This is a genomic window from Bacillus cereus group sp. MYBK30-2, assembly GCF_051915945.1.
Classification (GTDB): domain Bacteria; phylum Bacillota; class Bacilli; order Bacillales; family Bacillaceae_G; genus Bacillus_A; species Bacillus_A paramycoides.
Genome location: NZ_JBQAFR010000001.1, coordinates 778,672 through 800,615 on the forward strand (window position 1 = coordinate 778,672; position 21,944 = coordinate 800,615).

Here is a 21,944-nt window from a genome sequence, read left to right on the forward strand (position 1 = left end):
TCGACAATACACTTAGTCACATGGATAACAACCACTCTTACTTAAACATTTAATATCAGCTGTTTAGTACAATAAAAAAAGAACCGATTAACCACATTAATCAGTTCGGCACGACGCTCTTTTATCCGTTATTACCTTATCCAACAACAATTACTAACATTTATAGAAATACTCATTGTGCAAATCCATAATTCGTACTACAGCCTAAAGCACGAAATCCTCCATAACTACATTCCAAATAACTATCGGGATATCCACATCCAAGGTGCCACTCCTTCCATCAAAGTCAAACTACCTTTCCTTTATAAATTATGTAAGACAATTATCACTTTGTATGTGTGTTTGCCTATAAATAAAAAAATCCCTAGTTTAACTTTTCTCATTTAGAAAAGCAAGTTTTTCGCATAACCCATTTCCCGCTCCGCATATAATTGTAATGATGATAAAGGAGGAATGTTCATGGCTCAATCTGAAATTGAAAAATATGGACAAGAGGCTACACGTTACGAACAGCTCGCCCGTTACTATCAATACCGCAATCCTAAAAAGTATGTAGAACTATATATGAAATACTATGATGCGATTACAAAACTTGTACATGCATATGAAAAAAGAGATTCACAAGAAGCGACTTTACCGTCACATATGAGAATTTTCCACTCAGCTCCCCATACACCAGCTGTTGATATTATAGTAAACGGACAAAAGGTGATTAAAAATATTTCTTTTAAACAATTCAGTCCTTATTTATCTTTAGTGCAAGGAAAATACCGTATTGATATTATCCCTGTCGGAAACGAAACTCCAATATTCTCAGCATTAGTACCAATAATGGGAAATCACACTTATACTCTTGCAGCGATCAATAGCGATAATCACCTCCAATTACAACCTATTCTTGATAATACTCATTTACCATCTGGTCAAGCAAAAATACGGTTTGCACATCTTTCCCCAGACACCCCAGTTGTAAATGTAGATTTAAAAGATGGTGATCATTTATTTGAAAATGTACTCTTTAGACAAATAACAGATTTTTTACAAGTTAGCCCCGGTACAGCGGATATTGAAGTTTCACTTGCTGATACAAAAAAAGTACTTTTAACCATACCGAAATTCAACGTTGAACCAAATACAATTTACACAATTTCAATAGTAGGTTATTCATCTGAGGATCCAAAGTTAGAGGCCGTTATGCTTACAAATTAAAACAGTCTACACCATTCGTATGGTGTAGACTGTTTATTTTTGAAAGGCAATTTGAAATTCTGTCCAATCATTATTCGAACGACACAATATGAATCCGTTATGTTTTTCTACTATTTGTTTACATACGAAAAGTCCAATACCAGTTCCTAGCTTTTTAGTAGTTACAAATGGCTCAAAAATGGTTTCTACATTTTCTGCTGGAATCATAGGCCCATTATTTTTTATAACAATGCGAATAGTTGTATCCTCTTCAAATACATCAATGATAATTTTCCGCTCTTCTTTCATTGATTCAAGAGCATCAATCGAGTTCATTAAAATATTTAAAAATACTTGTCTCACTTCACTCCGATAGCCAACGAGCGGAATTGGATACGGCAAATTCTTTTCAATTGAAACATTTGCATTCACTAAACTCGGATACAAGAACTGTATAATATCTTGAAACAAGTCATTAAGCCAAAATCGTTCAGATTCATTCCACATTTCTTTTTTCGATACAAGTAAAAATTGCGAAATCCTAAAATTTAATTGATCTAATTCATGCGAAATAATATCTAAATACGATAGATTAGGATGATCCGTTTTCAATAACTTTACAAATCCCATAATTGAAGTTAGTGGATTACGAAATTCATGAACAAAACTAGCCGACATTTGCCCTAAAATCGTAAGCCTTTCTTTATGTGTTTCATTTATATATTGCTGTTTCTCTTCTAAATTTCTCGATATAATTTCTGAGTATTTTAAAACGGTATAATAAATTAATTTGTCAAAACAAGTATGTATTTTGGCCATAATCGGTTTCAGTTCACGAGCGCTTACATCCAATTCGCACATTGCTTCAAAAAGTTCATTTCTTCCCACATTTGTATTGTAAACAAAATCTCCAATATTCGCATCTGCCCCTGCACGCTCAATGGCAATTTTCTCACATAATGGCTGAAGATAATTAATGTCTTTATCTTCCATAATAAGTTCGATAATTAACTCTAATAAATTCTCTCCATTTTGAACTACTTCGTGTTTAAATGGATCTTTTTCGGAAATTATCATTTTGTTTTTCCAGTTCTCTACGAATTGGTGCCTGTTGTTTTTCAAGTGCGAACAAAATACTTCTTTAATATCCTTATCGATTGGAAAAACCTCCATTCCCTCCATTTCCATACGACGAATACCCTTTATATTTTGAATATTAACACAAAAAATACATTTCGTTAATAGATTATTGTCACATTTTGTTAATTTCTGTTGATAAAATTTATTTTTCCTTCCTTATTTAATACTTTGTATTCATATATCCCTTTTTCCTTCTCACTTTTTTAATTTTTTCGCATTCAAAATGACTTTTTTTGCATCCTTTTTAATTCTTGCGTACAATAGGAAGTGAAAGGTGTGAAAAATATGGTAAATAAAAATGTGGAAGACTATCTTCAAGAGGGCATTTATGGCCAAAAGCAAAACAAACCAGAAGAACGTAATATGTACTTAACTACATTACGTGAGCGCGTAGAAGTCGCTTTAACAATCGGTCAAGTAATGCAAAGTAATGTGTATACAGAAGTAACGGGTAGCATTATGCGTACTTCTCAATCATTACAACTATTCCTAAATGGTAGCATTGCTTACCCACATTTATCAAAATACATTAAATTAGCAAATGAAAAAAATGTTCCTTTTACAATTGTTCAAAATAAAGGCACAGAAACACCAATCGGTTTAGTACTATCTCATAGCACTGCTGTAGATAAAGAACAAATTTATGTTGAAGATGATATTTTCAAACAAGAAATGAAGTAATATAAAAGGTACACTTGTTTCATCAAGTGTACCTTTTACTTTATTTTTTAATACAAACTAATTTCATTTCTGTCATTTCTTCTATTGCATATTTAATTCCTTCACGTCCCGTACCACTCTCTTTCACACCACCATAAGGCATATGATCTACTCTGAACGTTGGAATATCATTAATCATGACACCACCGACTTCTAATTCATCAATGGCACGCATTGCTTTAGATAAATTATTTGTAAATAAACCAGCTTGTAGACCGTAGCGCGAATTATTTACTTGCTCTAAAGCCTCATCAAATTCTTTAAATGTATTTACAGTCATAAGTGGGCCGAATACTTCTTGACACTGTACAGACACATATTCTGGAACATTTGTTAATACCGTTGGTTCAAATATCCTTGCATCACGCTTTTTACCACCGTATAAAACATTTGCTCCTTCCTTTATAGCTTCTTGCACCCATAATTCAATTCGCTCTACATCTTTTTTCGAAATGAGAGCAGATACATCTGTATCTTCATGGAGCGGATCACCTACAACTACCGTCTCCATCGCTTTTTTTAACTTCGTAAGAAATTCATCCATTTTCTTTTCATGTACAAATACACGTTGTACCGAAATACAAACTTGTCCATTGTTAACAAAAGCTCCCCATTTTACACGTTCAATAATCTCATCCGTTAACTCCACGTCTTCATCAATAATAACTGCAGCGTTTGACCCTAATTCTAACGTCACTCGCTTTAATCCAGCTTTTTCCTTAATACCAATTCCAACTTTTGGGCTTCCTGTAAAAGTAATAGAAGCGACATCATCGCTCTTTACTATTGCTTCTCCTACAATTGAGCCTGGTCCAGATATAATGTTGAAGGCACCATTTGGTAATCCTGCTTCTTCAAATAATTCAACTAATGCGTAAGACGATAATGGCGTTTGATCAGCTGGCTTTAACACAATTGTATTTCCAGCAGCAATTGCAGGACCTACTTTATGCGCTACTAAATTTAGCGGGAAATTAAATGGTGTAATAGCACCGATAACCCCTATTGACTTTCGGATTGTATATGCAATACGCCCATCTGCACCTGGTGCAGCGTCTAATGGTAATGTCTCACCATATATACGCTTTGCTTCTTCTGCTGCAAACTTATATGTTTGAACAGTGCGATCTACCTCTCCCCTTGCAGCACGAATCGGTTTTGCAGCTTCTTTTGCAATAATCTCTGCAAACTCTTCTCTTCTCTCATCCATTTTTTGTGCAACCTTTTCTAAAATAGTTGCGCGATCGTATGCTGATAATTTTTTCATTTCTTTCATTGCATTTTTAGCTGAAGTAATTGCTTCCTTAACATCATCTTCTGTTCCTTGCGCAATTTCCGCTAATGTTTCTTCAGAATATGGTGCATACAACGGTTTATACGTCCCTACTGATTTCCATTCTCCATTTATATATAAATTCTTTTTCATAATGGTTCCCCTTCCGAATATTTACATACAATAATATATTGCATTTATTTCACCTAGTGAAAGGTCTGACTTATATAATTGTATCATAGCCCAAATTTACAAAAAAACATTTTGCTCAAAAAAAACTCTGCTACAAAGCAGAGTCTATGAACTAATTTGTTCTTGTAGCGAAATCTTTTTTTCATCTCCTACAATAACGATCGGTTCTGATTGTTTCGTTACTTCTAACCTCTTAATATAGTGTCCATCTAATTCTTTCACACAAAACTTATAATTTTCAATTTCAATGGTGTCACCTTCGGAAATCTCAATATTTTTTGTTAGGATCCAACCACCGATCGTATCGACATCATCATCGTCAATAGTCAGACCTAATAATGCATTAACTTCACTAACAAGTACTTTTCCCTCTAAAATTGTTTTCGTCTCACTAACTTGTTGAATTTCCGGCTGTTCATCAGTATCGAACTCATCTTGAATATCCCCTACAATTTCTTCTAAAATATCTTCAACGGTAACAAGGCCTGATGTACCACCATATTCATCAATTAATATGGCGATATGTGTTCTTTCTCTTTGCATTTTTAAAAACAAATCATGTATTGGGATTGATTCAATAACTAGAATAATTGGCCTAACATATTGCTCTACTATCTTTTCATTAACAGCTCGATGCTTCACAAAATCTGTAAAAATATCTTTAAAATTCACAAAACCTATTACATGGTCCTTATCGCCATCAACAACCGGATACCTCGTATATTTTTCATGAGACATTTTTTGTAAAGCCTCTTCAGCAGGCATTTCTTTGTTTAAAATATTCATCTCGGTTCGTGGTACCATTATTTCTTTCGCAATACGATCATCAAATTCAAAAATTTTATTTACATATTTATATTCAGATTGATTAATTTCGCCATTTTTGTAACTTTCTGAAACTAATAATCGCAACTCCTCTTCTGAATGCACTTCGTCATGTCCTTTTGGTGGCTTCAACCCAAAAAACTTCGTAATTAACCGGGCTGATCCATTTAAAAGCCAAATGAATGGAAATGCAATACGATAAAACAAAATAAGCGGCTTAGCAACAAAAAAACTCACTTGTTCTGCTTTTTGAATCGCGAATGTTTTTGGAGCCAACTCTCCTACTACTACATGAAAAAAAGTGATAAACAAAAATACTAAAGTTACAGCAAAAATGTCTGCGAGTTGAGTAGTGATGTTCCAATTCGCAAAAAACATATCAAACATATGCTTAAGCGCAGGTTTACCGGACCACCCAATCCCAAGAGCTGTTACGGTTATTCCTAACTGACAAGCTGATAAATATTCGTCTAAGTTTGTAATGACTGTTTTGACAGATATTGCGTGATTATTTCCCTCTGCAATTAAATAATCAATTCGAGAACTCCTCACTTTAACAATTGCAAATTCTGCTGCAACGAAAAATGCCGTTAAGGCAATTAAAACAATCACTATACTTATACTATATATGTCCAAATACTTTTCCTTACTTACAATGTAAGCAAGGAAGCCACCTCCTACTTAAATTTATTCAAGTGAAGTAAGCATTCTTATACTCTAATAAAATTCTACATTAGCAACCACCTTTTTATATATTATATGCATACATAAAAAAGATATTTATAATTATGATAATCTAATTAGCTTATCACCGTCAAACTATAATAATTTCAATTTTTTGATAAATAAAAAATAAATTTATGTAAATCGTATATGCTAAACAGCTAAATTTCGTGAAAAAACACTTTCTTTGCCGATTCCACACTTCTTTTGTCACTCCTGAAGGGAACTTACTATATAACTCGAAATCATTCAACAGGATATATATAGGAGGGATTATTTTGGAATATAAAACACCATTTATCGCAAAGAAATTAGGTGTTAGCCCAAAGGCTGTCGTCCGGATTGCACAACAATTAAATCTTACGATAGGAAAAAATAAATATGGTCATTTTATTTTCACACAAGGTGATTTAGATCAAATGTTAGAATTTCATCGTTCTCAAGCGGATCAATCTCACAACACTCCACCTACTCAATTAACATCATCAAATGATTTTGAGCAATTAGCAGCTCAACTAAACACAATTACGAGAAGACTAGATCGAATGGAAGAGCAAATGCAAGATAAAGCAAATGATGTCGTTACATACCAACTATTACAACATCGCCGCGAAATGGAGGAAATGTTAGAGCGAATTCAAAATCTAGAAGGTGCCCTAAAGAAAGAAGAACCAATATATATTACTCCTGATGCAAAACCAACATATGTAAGAGAAAAGAAACCAAAGCGTCGTAAAATGATTTTTAGTATATTTGGACTATAACCTTGTAGACCCTTATTACAAGAATAAGGGTCTACTTTTTTGTATAAAGAAAGATGTCCGTGATTAGACACCCTTCTTAAAACTATACATATTCATATAGTTTTATTTTGTTAACATAATATTTTTACTGTATTCTGCAATAAGTGCCTGTGCATGAGCATTCCCTTGAATAATATCACGGAATTCTTTCAAAGAATACAAATGTGTAGCCCCTTTTCGAGCATGAATTCGTACCGGTACACCTTGTAAAGTATCATGAAACTGGAATGGATTATCAATCGGTTCAATTGGAAAACCGAGTGTAAGTAAATACATATACATTCTTTTTGTAACTGCTGCAATATACCATTCAGCTTTCGTCTCTAACGCATGCATAAATAAAATAGCTGTTAACCTTTTGAAATGCCCTCTCCCCCGAGACGTTTTCGCAATGCTTAACTTTCCTATTTCATATACATTTTTCAAATCTTTCACTAAATCATTTTTAGAAAACGGATAGAAAAACTCAGAATTTGATTGTTCGGGTACCGTATACTTAATACATTCTACAGTACCAATATGATGTTCATCTTCTATTAATAAAAATCGTGATGGATTTAAATTACGTTCTACAAACATTAAGTTTCTTTCTTCACAAAAATCTCCCCACAGTTGCTCGAACCAAAAATGTTCTTCCTTTGTTTGAACACGCTGGAACATATTTACCCGCCTTTCCCATCGCCGCTCTGTTTTTGATAACGCTTTCACTATATATCATATAAGAACAAATCTTCGTATGCAACTAAAAATATTTACGTCTTATTATATTCTGCAAAATGAATTAAATTCCTACTAATAACCTTTTATCTCACATGTCTTTCCGTACTGCATATAATTCTTCTTAACCTAAAGAAATCCTTTTTAAAAAAAGGATTTCTTTTACATTTTATTACTTTTTAACCATTTCTCAAAAATTTGAATCATCCCATGCTTCCCAGCCAATTTCTCTTCTCCTTGTTTCGTTTTATATGGATATAGTTGTAAAAATACTCCACAACCAGACTCAATTTTTTTACTGTGCATATGGCTACCTGGATATACACAAATCACTTCATAAATCGCCCTTCTCTGAAAAATTTGTTTTCCATTCTGTTCTTCTACATATTTAATCGACCAGTACTTATACATTTGCTCCGCTGCTTTTGTATTACCGACAGGCTGAAAAATATTGTACATAGGACTATATTTCACTTCGACAATAATAGATGATTTGTATACATACTTCTCTTCTTCCTTTACATAACAATCTAAACGAATATCTGGTTTTTTTGTGTCCTCTCCATTATAAAAATTACTTCCCTTACTTAATGCAATAAGTGGATGTGTTTCAATTAAATCATTAAACGCGACGTGCACCTTTATCTCATCTTGATGTAAAACAACTGTCGTTCCATCTTGTAATCCATCTAAATAAAAATGTTCTTGTATTTGTTCACGGATAGGATTCTTATATTCAAATCCGATTTGTTCTAATATAGAAATAACGATAAAAAAAGCGTAATACTCATACACTAGAAATGTTGGCTTATATACGAATAATAAAGATGGAGATTGCCCAGTATGTTGTGGTACCAATTCTAGATGATGGATTAATTGTTGATGTGGTATAGATAAAGAGTGAGAATTAATATTGGCTGTTTCAGAAACTTCCCTCCAAAATGAAGAATACAACAAATTTTGAAAGTATTGCACGCTTTCATGTACGATATGTGCTAAAATTTTATATTCTTGTATTTTCACAGAACTTTTTCGTAAATCTGCTTCTTTCAACAAATGTATATTTTTATATTTTTGTTTTTCCCTATCCGTCACTGATCCATTTCGTTCAATCGTTTTCATAATTGTTTTAACAGATTGAAATTCGTCTAATTTTTTTTTCTTTGCTCCTTCTAGTATTTCAATAGTTTTACGTAAAAAAATTTCTGCTTCAAGTAAATAATTATAGAATAGCATCGTTTTAAATTTAAGAAATGCATTTTCTTTACTATTTTTTTGTTCTATAAATTTGCGATTATAATATTTCGTATAAAGTTTTCTTTCTGCCATAATGGCACTTTTTCTCGTCGTCCTCCGTTCCTCCATTTCCCATTCATATTCGTGAACAAACTTCGCATTCGATTCTACTTTCGTAAAAATTTGTTTTATTTTTTTCATTTTTTGCGGCAACTTCCTTAGTAATACTAAGTAAGAAGAATCCTCAATATCACTAAGTGCTGAAAAAGTTTTTTTATAATAACCTCTATCTAAAATCAACTCATTCAAAATTGATTTCACATAATTTTGAATCATTCCAAATTGGTCATCAAAAAAATTTTTAGGAATGACTTGAAACGCACCATAATACGTTTTGTCTTCTATGCGCACTTCAAAATGATATAAGCCACAGCGCCACGGATAAAAAAATTCAGTTTTTCCATGTTCATACAATAATACTCTTTGTTTTTTTTCATTTAAATCATATTGTGACTCTTTTATATTCTTTTGTCCCTCATATACTTTATTCCATATGAATGTAATATCCATCGGATTTTGATAATGGAAATGTAATCTTAGTGGTTTTAATTCTTGTACTTTATAAATACATTGAACTAATGCTGTAGTAGACGTACAAAGCCGATTTAAAAGGATAAAATCTCCTTTCCCCTCCGTTCCAATGATTAGCTTTAATACAAACGGGAGCGTTTCTTTCGTATCGACAATTGCTGTTTCATAACGCTCCTCATTTTGCATATCCATACAACTCCAGTTCTCTACGCTTTTGCCTTATATACGCTAAAGAATGCTCAAATGTTGATACACGATTTGCAAGCGAAGACTGTAAAAGCGGTATCAATGTTGCTCCTCTTTTCGCCTCTTCAGAAAGCAGAGGGCCAATCGTCATTTCTGTTCCCCTTAATTTTGTTAATACACGTTGCTTTATTTGCAAATCAAAGCCTTCTTCTCTGCTAATCATATAAGATTGATTATTTTGGAACGGTATATTTTGCAAATACGAAGCAATTGCACTTGCACATCGAAAAGAAATCCCTTTTGATGCATCGTGTGATGATAAAACATCATGTAGCTTATCCAATAACTCTAATTCCTCTTCAGAAAACACCTCGGTCATTTCTTTATTCCTAAACCAATTTATTCGAAATTCTCCCGTCGTTACTTTCAGCGGTGGTTGCTGTACAACTTTCTCCTTTTCTAAACTCATCTCACAAAATGGAATCTTTTGTAGTGTAATCAAATTTGTTCGATCTAATAATCGATCAGAGAGCTCTTTCGTCGTTTCGTCAAAATTTACAGTACCAACGAAAATAACGTTCTCCCCAATTTCAACTGTAGGCGGAATGGGATTTTCTATTTCCGGTACTTTCTCATATAAATTCAAAATACGATTTTTCTTCTCAAGTTGAAGAACAGATAAAAATGGAGTAAACCAAAGCTCAATATGTGACATGTTCATTTCATCAAACACAACTATATATAATTGATTTGGATTTTCTTTCGCTTTCAATAACGTCCGAACTAACTTCGTTTCGCTTTCAATAAAAGTACCGTTCGGATGAAGATATCCGAGTAAATCATGTGGTTCTTGATACGATGGTAAAATAGGAATCCAAACTAATTCTTCACCATAATGTAAGCCAAGTGCTTCTGCATAAGCTTGCACAAAACGCGATTTCCCAACACCTGGTATACCACCAAGAATCGTTAACAAATTTGTTTTAACACTAATATGAAAATTATAAATATCCGTTTCATCCAAATATAACCTTTTATTACGAACTACGCTTTGTACATGTTGTAAAAAAGAGGATTCACGCTCATCCCATTCCCAATCCTCCTTTTGTACTTTTATATCCTCTACTTCAACTAGCTTACCTTCTTCAGCAATTCGTTTTTTTAATTGCTCATACACATTCTCACTTACAAAATATAAATGATCTTCTACTGCTATTTCTACATGTTTCCCCCAATCATTTATTTTAATATATTTACATTCTTTTCTTTGCTCAAAATACGCAATTGAACTTATTGATGATTTTAATGATAAATTTCCATATAGCCTTCCTTCATGCCATAATAATTCAGGAGACTCAAAGTCTTTTGGTAATTTCGGCATAAGAAATGATAAATAACCATTGCTAAGCTTTCGTTCCAAAGACTCACCTTTTCTATAATTAGATACTTTTGGTGTTGGAATCAGTTTATATGCAGTTGCTATTTCTCGTGGCTCTTCTGTGCATATTAACTCCAGAAATAAATTTCCTCTATCATAATAAAGACGAAACATTACTAATTGCTTTTCTAATTTTCGCTTCTTTAAATCTGAAAAGATTTTTTTATTCTTTTTATTGCTGCATAATCCTTCAAACAAATAGTTTTCAGTTGTAAATAGCTCTTGTAACGTTAATGGGATTGGCGAAAGGCATTGTACATAGAAATTCTCCCCGTTTTTCTCTCCCTCTGCTTTTGCAAACTTCCCAATAAACCTCATATAATACATTCGCTTTATAAAACTTGGATGAAGAGCTTTATGTAATTTCACCGTAGTCACCTTCTTTTTCATACTATTCTTAGTGTATGAACTACTACCAAAATTAGAAATAAAAAACCTAACGTCATCCGTCAGGTTCAAAAATAAAACGTATATTAATGAGAAGGAAATGCTTTTTTTTCTTGTAAAATGGCATTATGAGCAATTTTCATTTTAGCAAGCACGTACCGTAATCGATCTTCGGCATTTTCATCTTTATTTTGCTGCAACTCCGCCAAATTCTCTACAGAACTCGCTAAATTTTCAATCACTCCTCGTAGTTCAGGATGATGATTAAAAAAAGACTCTTGCACTAGTACTTTCCTTAAATCACTAGCTAAATCCATAATTCTAGACAACTGTTCTTTTTCTTCCATTTTCATCCCTCCTGAATATCTTATGTATTAAATATTCTCTAACCAAAGAAAAAAGCCCTTTAAATTAAAAGGACTTTTACATTTTTATATTTCCTGTCACTAGCATATAAAGTGATGTGATAGCTGCAATAACAATTCCCCACACAACATATCTCTCTTTACCTGTAAAACAACGATTCCCTTGTTCTTTTCTTGCAAACATGTACACAATAATCCCAATACCATATACGATTGAAACAAGCAATAAATTCTTTAAACCAGCTGCATATATGAGCCATACAGAATATACAGAAGCAATTAAAGCTAACAAGCCATTTTTTACTCTTGCAGCTTTCAGCTCTTTCGTAATGACTAATTTCAATTGAAATAGGGCTGATAATAAATACGGTAATAAAATTGATGTTGACGCAATAAAATACATAATTTGATATGTCGATTCTGAAAACAGAACGATTATAAATATAGTTTGGGCAACGACATTTGAAATCCATAATGCCATATGCGGCGTTTGCTTCTTATTTGTTTTCGTAAAGACTTTCGGAAACACTCCGTCTTTTCCTGCTACGTGAGAAATTTCAGAAACAAGTAAAAGCCAACCAATTAATGTGCCTACAAGTGAAGCAACTAATCCGATATTAATCGCAACTGCCCCCCATGGTCCAACAACATGTTCTAATACATGTCCCATTGAAGGAGTTTCTAAAACAGAAAGTTCATTTCTCGTCATGGCTCCCATTGATAGTACAGAAATTAAAATATAAATAGACATAACTAAAATTAATCCAAGTACTGTCGCTTTTCCAACGTCTCTGCTATTTTTAGCTCTTCCTGATAATACAACTGCTCCTTCAACCCCAATGAATACCCAAAGAGTTACAAGCATTGTATTTTTCACTTGACCAAGTACAGAGGAAACTGAGATTGTTCCTTCTCCCCAAAAGTCATGTGTAAATGTATCCCAGCGAAATGCTGTTACCATCACAACAATAAATAATAAGATCGGAACTAATTTCCCAATTGTTGCGATAACATTCATAATGGAAGCTTCACGAATTCCAAATAAAATAAGAAAATGAAGTGTCCATAATAAAAGTGAGGCACCAACGATGGACGCAATATTATTTCCTCCTTTAAAAATTGGGAAGAAATAACCTAATGTGCTAAACAATAACATAATTGTTGCGACATTTCCTAAAATTCCTGCCAGCCAGTAGCCCCACGCACTGTTAAAACCAATATATTCACCGAATCCAGCTCGTGCATAACTATAAATTCCGCCCTCAAGCTCCGGTTTTTGTCTTGCTAACGTTTGATATACGAGCGCAAGTGGAATCATTCCCATCGCTGTAATACACCAACCGATTATCGTTGCACCACTATTTGCTCCTACTGCTAAATCATGCGGTAAACTGAAAACACCACCACCAACCATCGTTCCAACTACTAATGCGATTAACGGAAAAAATCCTAACTTCTTTTCTATTTGTACCACCCCATCTGTCATTCTAGGTGTTATGTTCGTTCAACTATTAAAGTCACCTTTTTCTCTAATAGACGTTTCTCTTATATTTTTTCAGGAAAACATTACTTATTCTAAAAGAAAATGAAGAAAAATGGAATACTTTTTTGAAAAAATGTATAAGTATGCACAAAAAAACCGCTCATTTTGTAATGAACGGTCATTTCAAACAAATAAAATTGTATATTTCTTGTAAAATTAACGGAGTAAATTCTCTTTTTGTAAAAATTGTTTCGCTACTTCTTCACTACTTTTTCCATTCACATTTACTTCATAATTCATTTTTCGCATTTCTTCATCTGTAATCTTTCCAGCTAATTTATTCAATACATTTTCAAGTTCCGGATATTTCTGTAATGTCTCTTTTCTTAATAATGGTGCTCCTTGATAAGGCGGGAATAATCCTTTATCATCTTTTAGTACTTTAAGTCCATATTGCTCCAATTCACTATCAGTTGAATATGCATCGATTACGTTCACATCACCCGATTGAATTGCACTATAACGTAATTTCGGTTCCATCGTTTTAACATTTGAAAACTTATAATCATATAATTTTTGCATGCCTTTATAACCATCTTCACGATCAGCAAATTCTAATGTAAATCCCGCTTTCGCATCCTGTGCAATATTTCCTAAATCAGAGATTGTATTTATATTATATTGATCTGCCATTTTTTTTGGCATTGCTAGTGCGTATGTATTGTTATACTCCATCGGCTTCAACATAACCATATTATATTTCTTTTCCATTCCGATGCGAGCCTGTTCATATACTTTATCGCGATTTGTACTTTTCGGTTCTTCTTTCACAAAAGTAGATAAAGCTGTTCCCGAAAATTCAGGGTATATATCTACTTCTCCTGACTTTAACGCTTCAAATACAAATGCTGTTTTCCCAAGACCTGGTTTTAATTCTACGTGTAAATCTGTATCCTGTTCAATTAGCTGCTTATACATTTGAATTAAAATTTCTGGTTCAGATCCTAGTTTACCAGCAATAACAATATCTTTCTTTTGTGTATTCCAAAGAAATGGTGAAACGACAACTACGATTACGATACATATCGTCAATATAACACGCTTAGGAGAGCGTTTTGGACTTTCAAGCATACGAAGTACTATATCAAAGAATAAAGCGAGTAACGCAGCTGGTAAGGCCCCTAAAATGATAAGTGCATGATCATTCCGGTCGATACCGAGTAGTATGAGCTTACCGAGTCCACCAGCACCTATTAAAGCTGCTAATGTAGCCGTTCCAACAATTAAGACCATCGCTGTACGAATACCAGCCATAATAATTGGCAATGCAAGAGGAAGCTCTACCTTCCATAATCTTCTCCAGCTATTCATCCCCATAGCTCTCGCCGCTTCTATAAGAGATTCATCTAATTCCCGTATTCCTGTATATGTATTTCGTAGAATAGGTAATAGTGCATACACAACTAGTGCGATAATAGCTGGTAGTTTTCCGATTCCTACTAATGGAATTAAAAGTCCAAGTAAAGCAAGTGATGGCACTGTCTGCATAACAGCAGAAGTCCCTATTATAAATTCAGCCATTCGTTCTTTTCTCGTTAATAAAATACCAAGCGGAACCGCAATGATTACTGCAAAAAATAATGAAATAAGCGATATTTGTAAATGCTCACTTAACGCACTTAGCAATTCTACTTTTCGTTCTTGGAACGTTTGAATAAAGTCAGTCACTGTTTAGCCTCTCTCCTTCATTTGTTCAACTATGTAATTTACTATATGGCGGCTTGTTAACGCACCAACATATTCACCATTTTCTTCAACTGACACTGACTCTTCAACTTGTAAGCGAACTAGTGCTTCTTGTAAAGGAGAATTTAAAGATAAAGCATTCCCTTCTACTCGTATGCTATTGTCTAGCGGCAATATATCTTCTACTTGCTTCCCCTCATACCAAGGGCGTCCACGATTTCCAATGAACTCCTCTACAAACTCATTTTTCGGATTATGTATAATACCTTCTGGTGTATCTAATTGAACAACTTTTCCTTCTCTCATAATACAAATGCGATCACCCAGTGATAATGCCTCTTGCATATCATGAGTTACAAACACTATCGTTTTTTGAATCTTTTTTTGCAATTGTACAATATCCTTCTGGAGTTGTTCCCTGCTTAATGGATCTAACGCACTAAATGGTTCATCCATAAGAACGATTTTGGGATTAGCAGCTAATGCCCTAACAACACCAACACGCTGCTTTTGCCCTCCTGACAATTCATCGGGCATACGGTCGCGATATACATCCGGATCTAATCCAACCATATGTAGCAGTTCATCGACACGCTCTTGTATTTTCTTTTTGCTCCATTTTCTCATTTCAGGGACAACTGCAATATTTTCGGCAATTGTCATATGTGGAAACAAAGCGATCTGCTGCAACACATACCCAATATTCCAACGCAGTTCGTTTATATTATATTGTTGAATATCTTTTCCATCGATTAAAATTGACCCTTCCGTCGTTTCAATTAAACGATTAATCATCTTCATTGTCGTTGTTTTCCCACAACCACTCGGACCAATGAGAACAAAAAATTCTCCTTTTTTAATTTCTATATGCAATGAATCCACTGCTTTTGCGCCATCTTCATACGATTTTGACACATGATTAAACTGAATCACAAACACAACTCCTTTATTGTTGTTTCCTTTATTTTGATGGAATATGGAACTCTTTTCAAATGATACGCATTATTCTATAAAAAAAGAGCTCATATTTGAGCTCTAACGGTCGAACAATATTGTTTTCATAATAGCAACATATTCACGCACATACATTTTTTTCTTAGAACGTCTCGGTGTTTCAGCAGCTAATGCCTCCATCTTCATGCCTAAACGCTTTGCGATTATTTTCGTTCGATATAAATGATACGTATTACTTACAACTACCGTATGTTTTACATCAAATAAATCCATACTAAACTTTAAATTTTCATACGTATTTGTAGAGCGATCTTCCATAAAAATACGACTCTCATCTATACCGTGTACCATTAAATAGTTTCTCATACTGTGAGCTTCCGGTATATCTTCATCTTCCCCTTGACCACCTGAAACAATTACTTTCACCTCAGGATGAGAATATAAATACTCCAACGCTACATCTAAACGGTTTTGGAGTGATAAAGACGGTCTATCTCCAAATAACTTTGCACCTAATATAAGAACGTATGGAGAGTGATTACTCAATTTTTCACGAGCAACTTTATTCATTCGAAACGTCATATAAATGATGTATAGCGGCGGTAGTAATAAGATTATAAGCAAGATCCATTTGTTCATAAATAAGTTTGCACTCCCTTTCTTTTTATTATATAAAAAAAGAAAGGAAGGCAGAAGTACTTTTTAAACGATTGATTTATTAGGAACATTCGTCCCTACTTTACGTTGTGATAGCACATAATAAATAGCGATTCCTAATGAAAGAATCAATATACAGCTTAATACGTAAAACGGGAGCATTACCCCAGCTCTAGATACACCGGCTGTAAACAGCATTAATAATACAATTCGTATTCCTGTACCAATTAAGCGAAATAAGCTATCTACACGGCCCATTACTTCATTTGGGATTTCCTCCATCATCAATACATTTCTCGCCACTCTTGTACCAGCGTTTCCAATTGCATGAAAAATGGCAATTCCATATAATAACATAATGGACGGTTCAATAATCATTGCGGTAATTGAAATTACATATATGAGCATCGTCATGACGATTGAAACTTCTGTCTTTATATATTTCATCATAATTGGAATACTTATTCCTGCAAGAACCGCTCCGACACCGTACATCATACCTTCTATTGCGTATACAGAGGCACTGGCTTTTAGTATATCTGAAATATATACCGGGATTAAATAATTTGCCATCATGACACCGATAAACGGCATATAAGTCGCAAGTAAAAACCAAAAGAACTTAGGACGTTTTTTCATAAAGTGAATCCCTTCGAACAATTGCTTCTTAAATGTTACTTTCCTTTTTACTTCTTTTTTCTTTACGTACGGTATACATAAGAAAAGGAAGAATGCTCCTGCAAAAGTTAACATATCTACTAACAAGATCCATTTCAAAGAAATGATCTCAATTAGAAAGCTAGCAGCCGCTCCTGAAATAACTTGTGTTAACTGTCCTTGTATTTCCATCGTTCCACTTAAACTTTTATAATGTTCTGCTTGAAATATCTCTTGGTTGAACGCAAATATTGTAGGATAAAATAATAGATAGTAGAATGACCCTGCTATATAAATAAGAATATAGTGAATAGAATGATAAGGTTGCCCAGCAAATCCCCATATAGCCATCATTCCTATAACGGCTATCCCGATACCTTCGTTACATAACAATAAAGATTTTCTTGAAAAACGATCAATACTTTGCCCGATAAACGGTGTTAATAAAAACATAATAAGAGTTGAAATGATTGAAACATAACCGAATGTTGTCTCTCCTCCACTCTCTTTAATTAACAACCATGGGATCGTTATCATTACAATCCCGGAACCAATAGCAGATAAACTATTGGCCCCTAGAATGTAATACAAACGAGAATCTTTATAAAGAGATGACATATCACTCAACTCCTAGTTGTTTTTTCACCTCTTTATATACGCCCATATATGCTTTTAATTCTTTAACTAAATCATGAATTAATGGTTTTGCATCTTCTCCAAGTTCACCGTCTTGTACATGTAATCCATCAAGCACAACTTGTTTTGGGATTGCATTTGCGTAAACACCTCTAGCAACAGTGCGCATACTATTTAATGCGTTAATTCCTCCTTTACCGCCTCCTGCAACCGCTAGTAATGCCACCGGTTTATGGATGAATTCACTGCTACTTAAGTAATCTAACGAATTTTTCAGCGCTCCGCTCATCGCATTATGATATTCTGGTGTACATAGTACTACACCGTCTGCTGCTTTCACTAAAGCTTTTAATTTTTTTACTGCTTCTAATTCACGTTGTGATTCTTCTCCGTTATATAAAGGCAATTCCTCTACTGCTAAATCATATAACTCCCCTTCAAATTGCTCTGCGATATATTTTGCAATAACACGCGTTCTTCCAAATTTTCTTGGTGTACCGTTAATTACGACTAGTTTCATAATTATTTCTCTCCTTTGTTTTCAAGTTATACTTATATATTATCAGAAATTTCTATACAAAACACAGTAAAAAGAGGGAAAAACTTTCATAAAATAGTATGAGAAATAAAAAAGAACTCATACTTTCGTATGAGCCTCACAAAATTAGTTTTTTTCACCTTTATGATTTAGTGTAAGTATGCTTTCTTTAGCTTCAAAATGATTAAACGCTTTTTCAGCTAATTTTGTTCGCTCTTCTGGCAATTCTATATATTTCATTACGTTTTCTACAATTTTTTCGTATGGTGTGAATACAATTCCAGGCCACTCTATCTCGTCCTCTGGATTACTATTTTCCGAAATAATAAACTTCTTATTTGCAACAGCATAAGAAACCCGGGGTGTTTCTAGAATTCCTGATAAATAAAAATAGATATTTAATATTATTTTAGACCTTGCAATCAACTCATTTCTAACAATTCCCCATGCGTTATTTTTAAAAACAATATTTAAATGTGGAGCAACTACTTTTAATTGATCGAAAATAACTTGCCGTCTCAGATTAAGAGCACCTATAAACAGGATATCAATATCTTCAGAAATTTCATCTTCAAATGCATCTTTCTTTATTTCCAAAGTTGGGGCGTAGTTCATTCCTACATGTTTAATCTCTTTTCCTACCCCTTTTTGTATTAACCATTCTATATTTTGTTTACTGTAATCCCAAATCTCCCTATCTTTTAATAATATTAAATAAAGCGGATGTGCATAAGGACTTCCTTCATATAGCTGCTCTAAATTATAAATTATTGCGTCTTTCGGAAGGGCATTCGGGTTAAATGCATATGTATGCGCTCCGAAAACAATCGTCTTCTTTGCATTTTCTAATATTGTTTCTGATAGAATAACGGTATTTCCCTCCTGCTCCAATCGCCATTTCAAAGCTCGTACAACATCTATGAAACTACCATACGTATTCGGACATATAAATAGACAATAATCATATTCTTTATTCAAATAAGCTTCCATTAATCTTAAATTATTTTTATATAGCTCTACTCCAGGATGTTCAACTAACAACCGATTCGCATATTTTTTTGATGCTTTATGCAATCCAGCATAATAAGCAGCTATGCATCTTTTTAATTCAACTCTTTCCCGATGTTCTTTCGATATATCCATGTCTAATAGACGGTTTGCGATAAAATACGCTTTTAAATGATCACGATCGTAATAATAATCTAGTAGTGGGATTAATTCTTCTGACGTATTACCATGCACCGCTTCCCCTAGTTCAATCGCCCATCGTATTAATTCCATGATTACTCCACTACTCCTTTAATCCAAAATTTATTTAATAAAATTTCGCATTATTCTCTACCATACCCGCTATATGCACTGGTAACTCTTCTTTTTTCGATTCAAGATACTTTTGTGGTTGTGCACCTAAATGTTTTTTATGAGGTATATAGTAACCACTTATAGAAATTTCATAGTCAAATAAGTAATCATATACATGGTAATCTACAAATAAAAGATCCTCTGTTGGAAAAGGAATTTCTTTCCCTTGTAGTGCATACATTAAAGCGATATTATTTTGTGATCGTAGTCGATACAATTTTGCAAGTTGGTATAAAGGTTCGGCTCGAGTTGGTCTGTATTCCCATGCTTTTTGAAAATAAAAAATAGCTAACGCTAAATATTGTTCTTCTTGCTCCTTGGCATGTTCTTTTTCCTCACTATCTATTAATTCATGTTGTTTGTATGTTGAACCATTCGCTAAATATTCATAACAAAATCCTATTCGCAATAGCGAATAGAATACCTCTTCAGTCCATCCTCCTGCTTCCACTCTTTTTTCTACCACTTAATCGAATCTTCAAATTGATTTAAATGATAATAAGTTTGAGCTAAATAAAATAAATATCTTATGTGCAAATCTGTAGTCGTTTCTGGATCATTTATCCCTTGTAACAACAATCTCTCATCTCTTTCAAATTTATCACTTTTACTTCCACCATCTCCAGGATCATTAACGATAAGAGTATCTAACCTAGCTACTCTTATATTGTAACCCGCTCCAACTTTAGAACGATCAATATCCCAGTACTCATGAGTAACTCCTACAGATTTCCACGGTAAAGAAGCCTTTAAAAGACGTGTAAGCCAATATTTAATATGAATATCATATTGCCGTGTAAGATAATGATCTTCAGTTAAACTACTTTTATCAAAAGTTGGTTCAACTTCTAAAATCATGTCCGCATCAAGTATTAATAAATAATCTGCTTCTGAATATGTTTTTTGAGCTAACGAAACTGCTAAACTTCTATTATAGCCAAAGTTTTTGAATGGTTCATGATGGACCGTCCCTGGTATCCTACTTTCTTTACACCAATTCTCAATAATTTCAGGTGTATTATCTGTCGATCCGGTATCACAAATAGAAACAAAGTCTACAATGGATTTTGTTGCATTTAAACACCTCTCCATTATCCTCGATTCATTTTTCACAATCATACAAAGGCATAATTTTTTGTCTGTTCTTTCATTGTTCTCCTTCTCATTTACCATTTGACCACCTCATACTTTATTAACACGCTCTTTTCGTATGTAACACCATCGCTTAACTATACTCATGACATAATCACCCTTTTACTATTTATGAAAACTTCATTTTATTTATTCTTATTTTTATGTTGGGACATCTTTGATGCTTCACATTATATTTGATACAATCAGTATAAAATGGAACATGTAGTACTTAACATGGAACTCATTATTTTACAACTTTGTTATTAGCTACAGACGAAAATATAGAATACATTGTTCAATCGATGAACGTTGAAGCTGTCATATGCGACCCAAAAACATGTGTTGATTGGTATTTTTAAATTAGGAATATCTTAAACTATGTTTTATAAAATCTAAAATAAAAAAGAAACTTGTACATAAGCACAAGTTTCTTCATTAAAACCATTCCCTATTTTTTAACAACCTCATGTCCACCGAATTGATTACGAAGAGCTGAAACAACTTTCCCATGGAATGTATCATCTTCTTGAGAACGGTAGCGCATAAATAATGACATTGCGATAACTGGTGCGGCTGCTTGTAGTTCAAGCGCAGTTTCAACAGTCCATTTCCCTTCTCCTGAAGAGTTCATTACACCTTTAATACCATCAAGTTTCGGGTCATCTGCAAATGCTTTTTCAGTTAAGTCCATTAACCAACCACGGATAACTGATCCATTTGCCCACACTTTCGCAACATCTTCATAATTAAAATCAAAATCACTTTTATCTAACACTTCAAATCCTTCAGCAATTGCTTGCATCATTCCATACAACATCTCTCGCAAGATCTCGTAAGATATTTGGAGATAGAAAGCTTTGAATCTCGTGAGCAAATAATTGTAATTCATTGGATACAGAAATAGACATACAAAAACGCCATCCTTTCCTATGATTCAACAGAAAGAATAGCGTATTTTTGTAACCCCTCCACCTAAAGATAATAATTTTCGTT

The 21,944-nt window shown here is 33.6% G+C and carries 17 protein-coding genes and 3 pseudogenes; 4 read left to right on the forward strand and 16 right to left on the reverse strand.

Annotation, left to right across the window (positions count from 1 at the left end; translation table 11 throughout):
* The first annotated feature begins 459 nt into the window (after nucleotides 1–459).
* Entirely contained in the window at nucleotides 460–1,209 is a 750-nt protein-coding gene (locus ACTFQM_RS04080; protein WP_440033527.1) for a DUF4397 domain-containing protein, read from the forward strand.
* Nucleotides 1,210–1,242: 33 nt separating this feature from the next.
* Here ACTFQM_RS04080 and ACTFQM_RS04085 read toward each other — a convergent pair whose 3' ends face one another.
* Nucleotides 1,243–2,376: a BA2291 family sporulation histidine kinase gene (locus ACTFQM_RS04085; protein WP_440033528.1), complete on the reverse strand. Its 1,134-nt coding sequence runs from the start codon at nucleotides 2,374–2,376 to the stop codon at nucleotides 1,243–1,245.
* Nucleotides 2,377–2,613: 237 nt separating this feature from the next.
* Here ACTFQM_RS04085 and ACTFQM_RS04090 point away from each other — a divergent pair, with 237 nt between their 5' ends.
* A complete protein-coding gene (locus ACTFQM_RS04090) occupies nucleotides 2,614–3,009 on the forward strand; it encodes a YueI family protein (RefSeq protein ID WP_002171806.1) in 396 nt (131 codons plus the stop codon).
* Between the two features lie 40 nt (nucleotides 3,010–3,049).
* Here ACTFQM_RS04090 and ACTFQM_RS04095 read toward each other — a convergent pair whose 3' ends face one another.
* Both ACTFQM_RS04095 and ACTFQM_RS04100 read right to left on the reverse strand, forming a co-directional pair.
* Nucleotides 3,050–4,474 carry an aldehyde dehydrogenase family protein gene (locus ACTFQM_RS04095; protein ID WP_440033530.1) on the reverse strand — a complete coding sequence of 475 codons (1,425 nt, stop codon included), beginning with the start codon at nucleotides 4,472–4,474 and terminating at the stop codon, nucleotides 3,050–3,052.
* Between the two features lie 144 nt (nucleotides 4,475–4,618).
* Nucleotides 4,619–5,974 carry a hemolysin family protein gene (locus ACTFQM_RS04100; RefSeq protein ID WP_440033531.1) on the reverse strand — a complete coding sequence of 452 codons (1,356 nt, stop codon included), beginning with the start codon at nucleotides 5,972–5,974 and terminating at the stop codon, nucleotides 4,619–4,621.
* A 365-nt stretch (nucleotides 5,975–6,339) separates the two neighbouring features.
* Between ACTFQM_RS04100 and ACTFQM_RS04105 the strand changes: the two genes are divergently transcribed.
* Nucleotides 6,340–6,825: a chromosome segregation protein gene (locus ACTFQM_RS04105; RefSeq protein WP_265620322.1), complete on the forward strand. Its 486-nt coding sequence runs from the start codon at nucleotides 6,340–6,342 to the stop codon at nucleotides 6,823–6,825.
* Nucleotides 6,826–6,927: 102 nt separating this feature from the next.
* Here the strand turns inward: ACTFQM_RS04105 and ACTFQM_RS04110 are convergent, their stop codons facing one another.
* The 12 genes and pseudogenes from ACTFQM_RS04110 to ACTFQM_RS04165 form a co-directional block, all read right to left on the reverse strand.
* Complete coding sequence (locus ACTFQM_RS04110; protein WP_002171802.1) at nucleotides 6,928–7,524, reverse strand: hypothetical protein; 597 nt, start codon at nucleotides 7,522–7,524, stop codon at nucleotides 6,928–6,930.
* Between the two features lie 219 nt (nucleotides 7,525–7,743).
* Nucleotides 7,744–9,594, reverse strand: a complete 1,851-nt coding sequence (locus ACTFQM_RS04115; protein WP_440033532.1) for a hypothetical protein — start codon at nucleotides 9,592–9,594, stop codon at nucleotides 7,744–7,746.
* On the reverse strand, nucleotides 9,584–11,401 hold the full coding sequence (locus tag ACTFQM_RS04120) for an AAA family ATPase (protein WP_440033533.1): 1,818 nt from the start codon (nucleotides 11,399–11,401) through the stop codon (nucleotides 9,584–9,586). The genes ACTFQM_RS04115 and ACTFQM_RS04120 overlap by 11 nt, the downstream gene beginning before the upstream one ends.
* A 104-nt stretch (nucleotides 11,402–11,505) precedes the next feature.
* Nucleotides 11,506–11,766 carry a hypothetical protein gene (locus tag ACTFQM_RS04125; RefSeq protein ID WP_002171799.1) on the reverse strand — a complete coding sequence of 87 codons (261 nt, stop codon included), beginning with the start codon at nucleotides 11,764–11,766 and terminating at the stop codon, nucleotides 11,506–11,508.
* A gap of 76 nt (nucleotides 11,767–11,842) precedes the next feature.
* Nucleotides 11,843–13,270 (reverse strand): basic amino acid/polyamine antiporter, encoded by a 1,428-nt coding sequence (locus ACTFQM_RS04130; RefSeq protein ID WP_440033534.1) that lies wholly within the window; start codon nucleotides 13,268–13,270, stop codon nucleotides 11,843–11,845.
* Nucleotides 13,271–13,483: 213 nt separating this feature from the next.
* Complete coding sequence (locus ACTFQM_RS04135; protein WP_002171797.1) at nucleotides 13,484–14,995, reverse strand: ABC transporter permease/substrate-binding protein; 1,512 nt, start codon at nucleotides 14,993–14,995, stop codon at nucleotides 13,484–13,486.
* Nucleotides 14,996–14,998: 3 nt separating this feature from the next.
* Nucleotides 14,999–15,946 (reverse strand): ABC transporter ATP-binding protein, encoded by a 948-nt coding sequence (locus tag ACTFQM_RS04140; protein ID WP_440033535.1) that lies wholly within the window; start codon nucleotides 15,944–15,946, stop codon nucleotides 14,999–15,001.
* Between the two features lie 102 nt (nucleotides 15,947–16,048).
* The gene (locus ACTFQM_RS04145; protein ID WP_440033536.1) at nucleotides 16,049–16,606 is read right to left on the reverse strand and encodes a YdcF family protein; all 558 of its coding nucleotides are present in this window, start codon (nucleotides 16,604–16,606) and stop codon (nucleotides 16,049–16,051) included.
* Nucleotides 16,607–16,669: 63 nt separating this feature from the next.
* The gene (locus tag ACTFQM_RS04150) at nucleotides 16,670–17,899 is read right to left on the reverse strand and encodes an MFS transporter (protein WP_440033537.1); all 1,230 of its coding nucleotides are present in this window, start codon (nucleotides 17,897–17,899) and stop codon (nucleotides 16,670–16,672) included.
* A gap of 1 nt (nucleotide 17,900) precedes the next feature.
* Nucleotides 17,901–18,437: an NADPH-dependent FMN reductase gene (locus tag ACTFQM_RS04155; RefSeq protein WP_071719937.1), complete on the reverse strand. Its 537-nt coding sequence runs from the start codon at nucleotides 18,435–18,437 to the stop codon at nucleotides 17,901–17,903.
* A gap of 144 nt (nucleotides 18,438–18,581) precedes the next feature.
* The gene (locus tag ACTFQM_RS04160) at nucleotides 18,582–19,736 is read right to left on the reverse strand and encodes a glycosyltransferase family 1 protein (RefSeq protein ID WP_440033538.1); all 1,155 of its coding nucleotides are present in this window, start codon (nucleotides 19,734–19,736) and stop codon (nucleotides 18,582–18,584) included.
* A gap of 34 nt (nucleotides 19,737–19,770) precedes the next feature.
* Nucleotides 19,771–20,990 (reverse strand): annotated as a pseudogene (locus ACTFQM_RS04165) (tetratricopeptide repeat-containing glycosyltransferase).
* 209 nt (nucleotides 20,991–21,199) lie between these two features.
* Between ACTFQM_RS04165 and ACTFQM_RS04170 the strand changes: the two are divergent.
* Nucleotides 21,200–21,310, forward strand: a pseudogene (locus ACTFQM_RS04170) (DUF2711 family protein); the annotation flags it as partial.
* 89 nt (nucleotides 21,311–21,399) lie between these two features.
* On the opposite strand, the pseudogene ACTFQM_RS04175 reads toward ACTFQM_RS04170, so the two are convergent.
* Nucleotides 21,400–21,762: pseudogene (locus ACTFQM_RS04175) on the reverse strand (phosphogluconate dehydrogenase (NAD(+)-dependent, decarboxylating)); the annotation flags it as partial.
* Nucleotides 21,763–21,944: the final 182 nt, after the last annotated feature.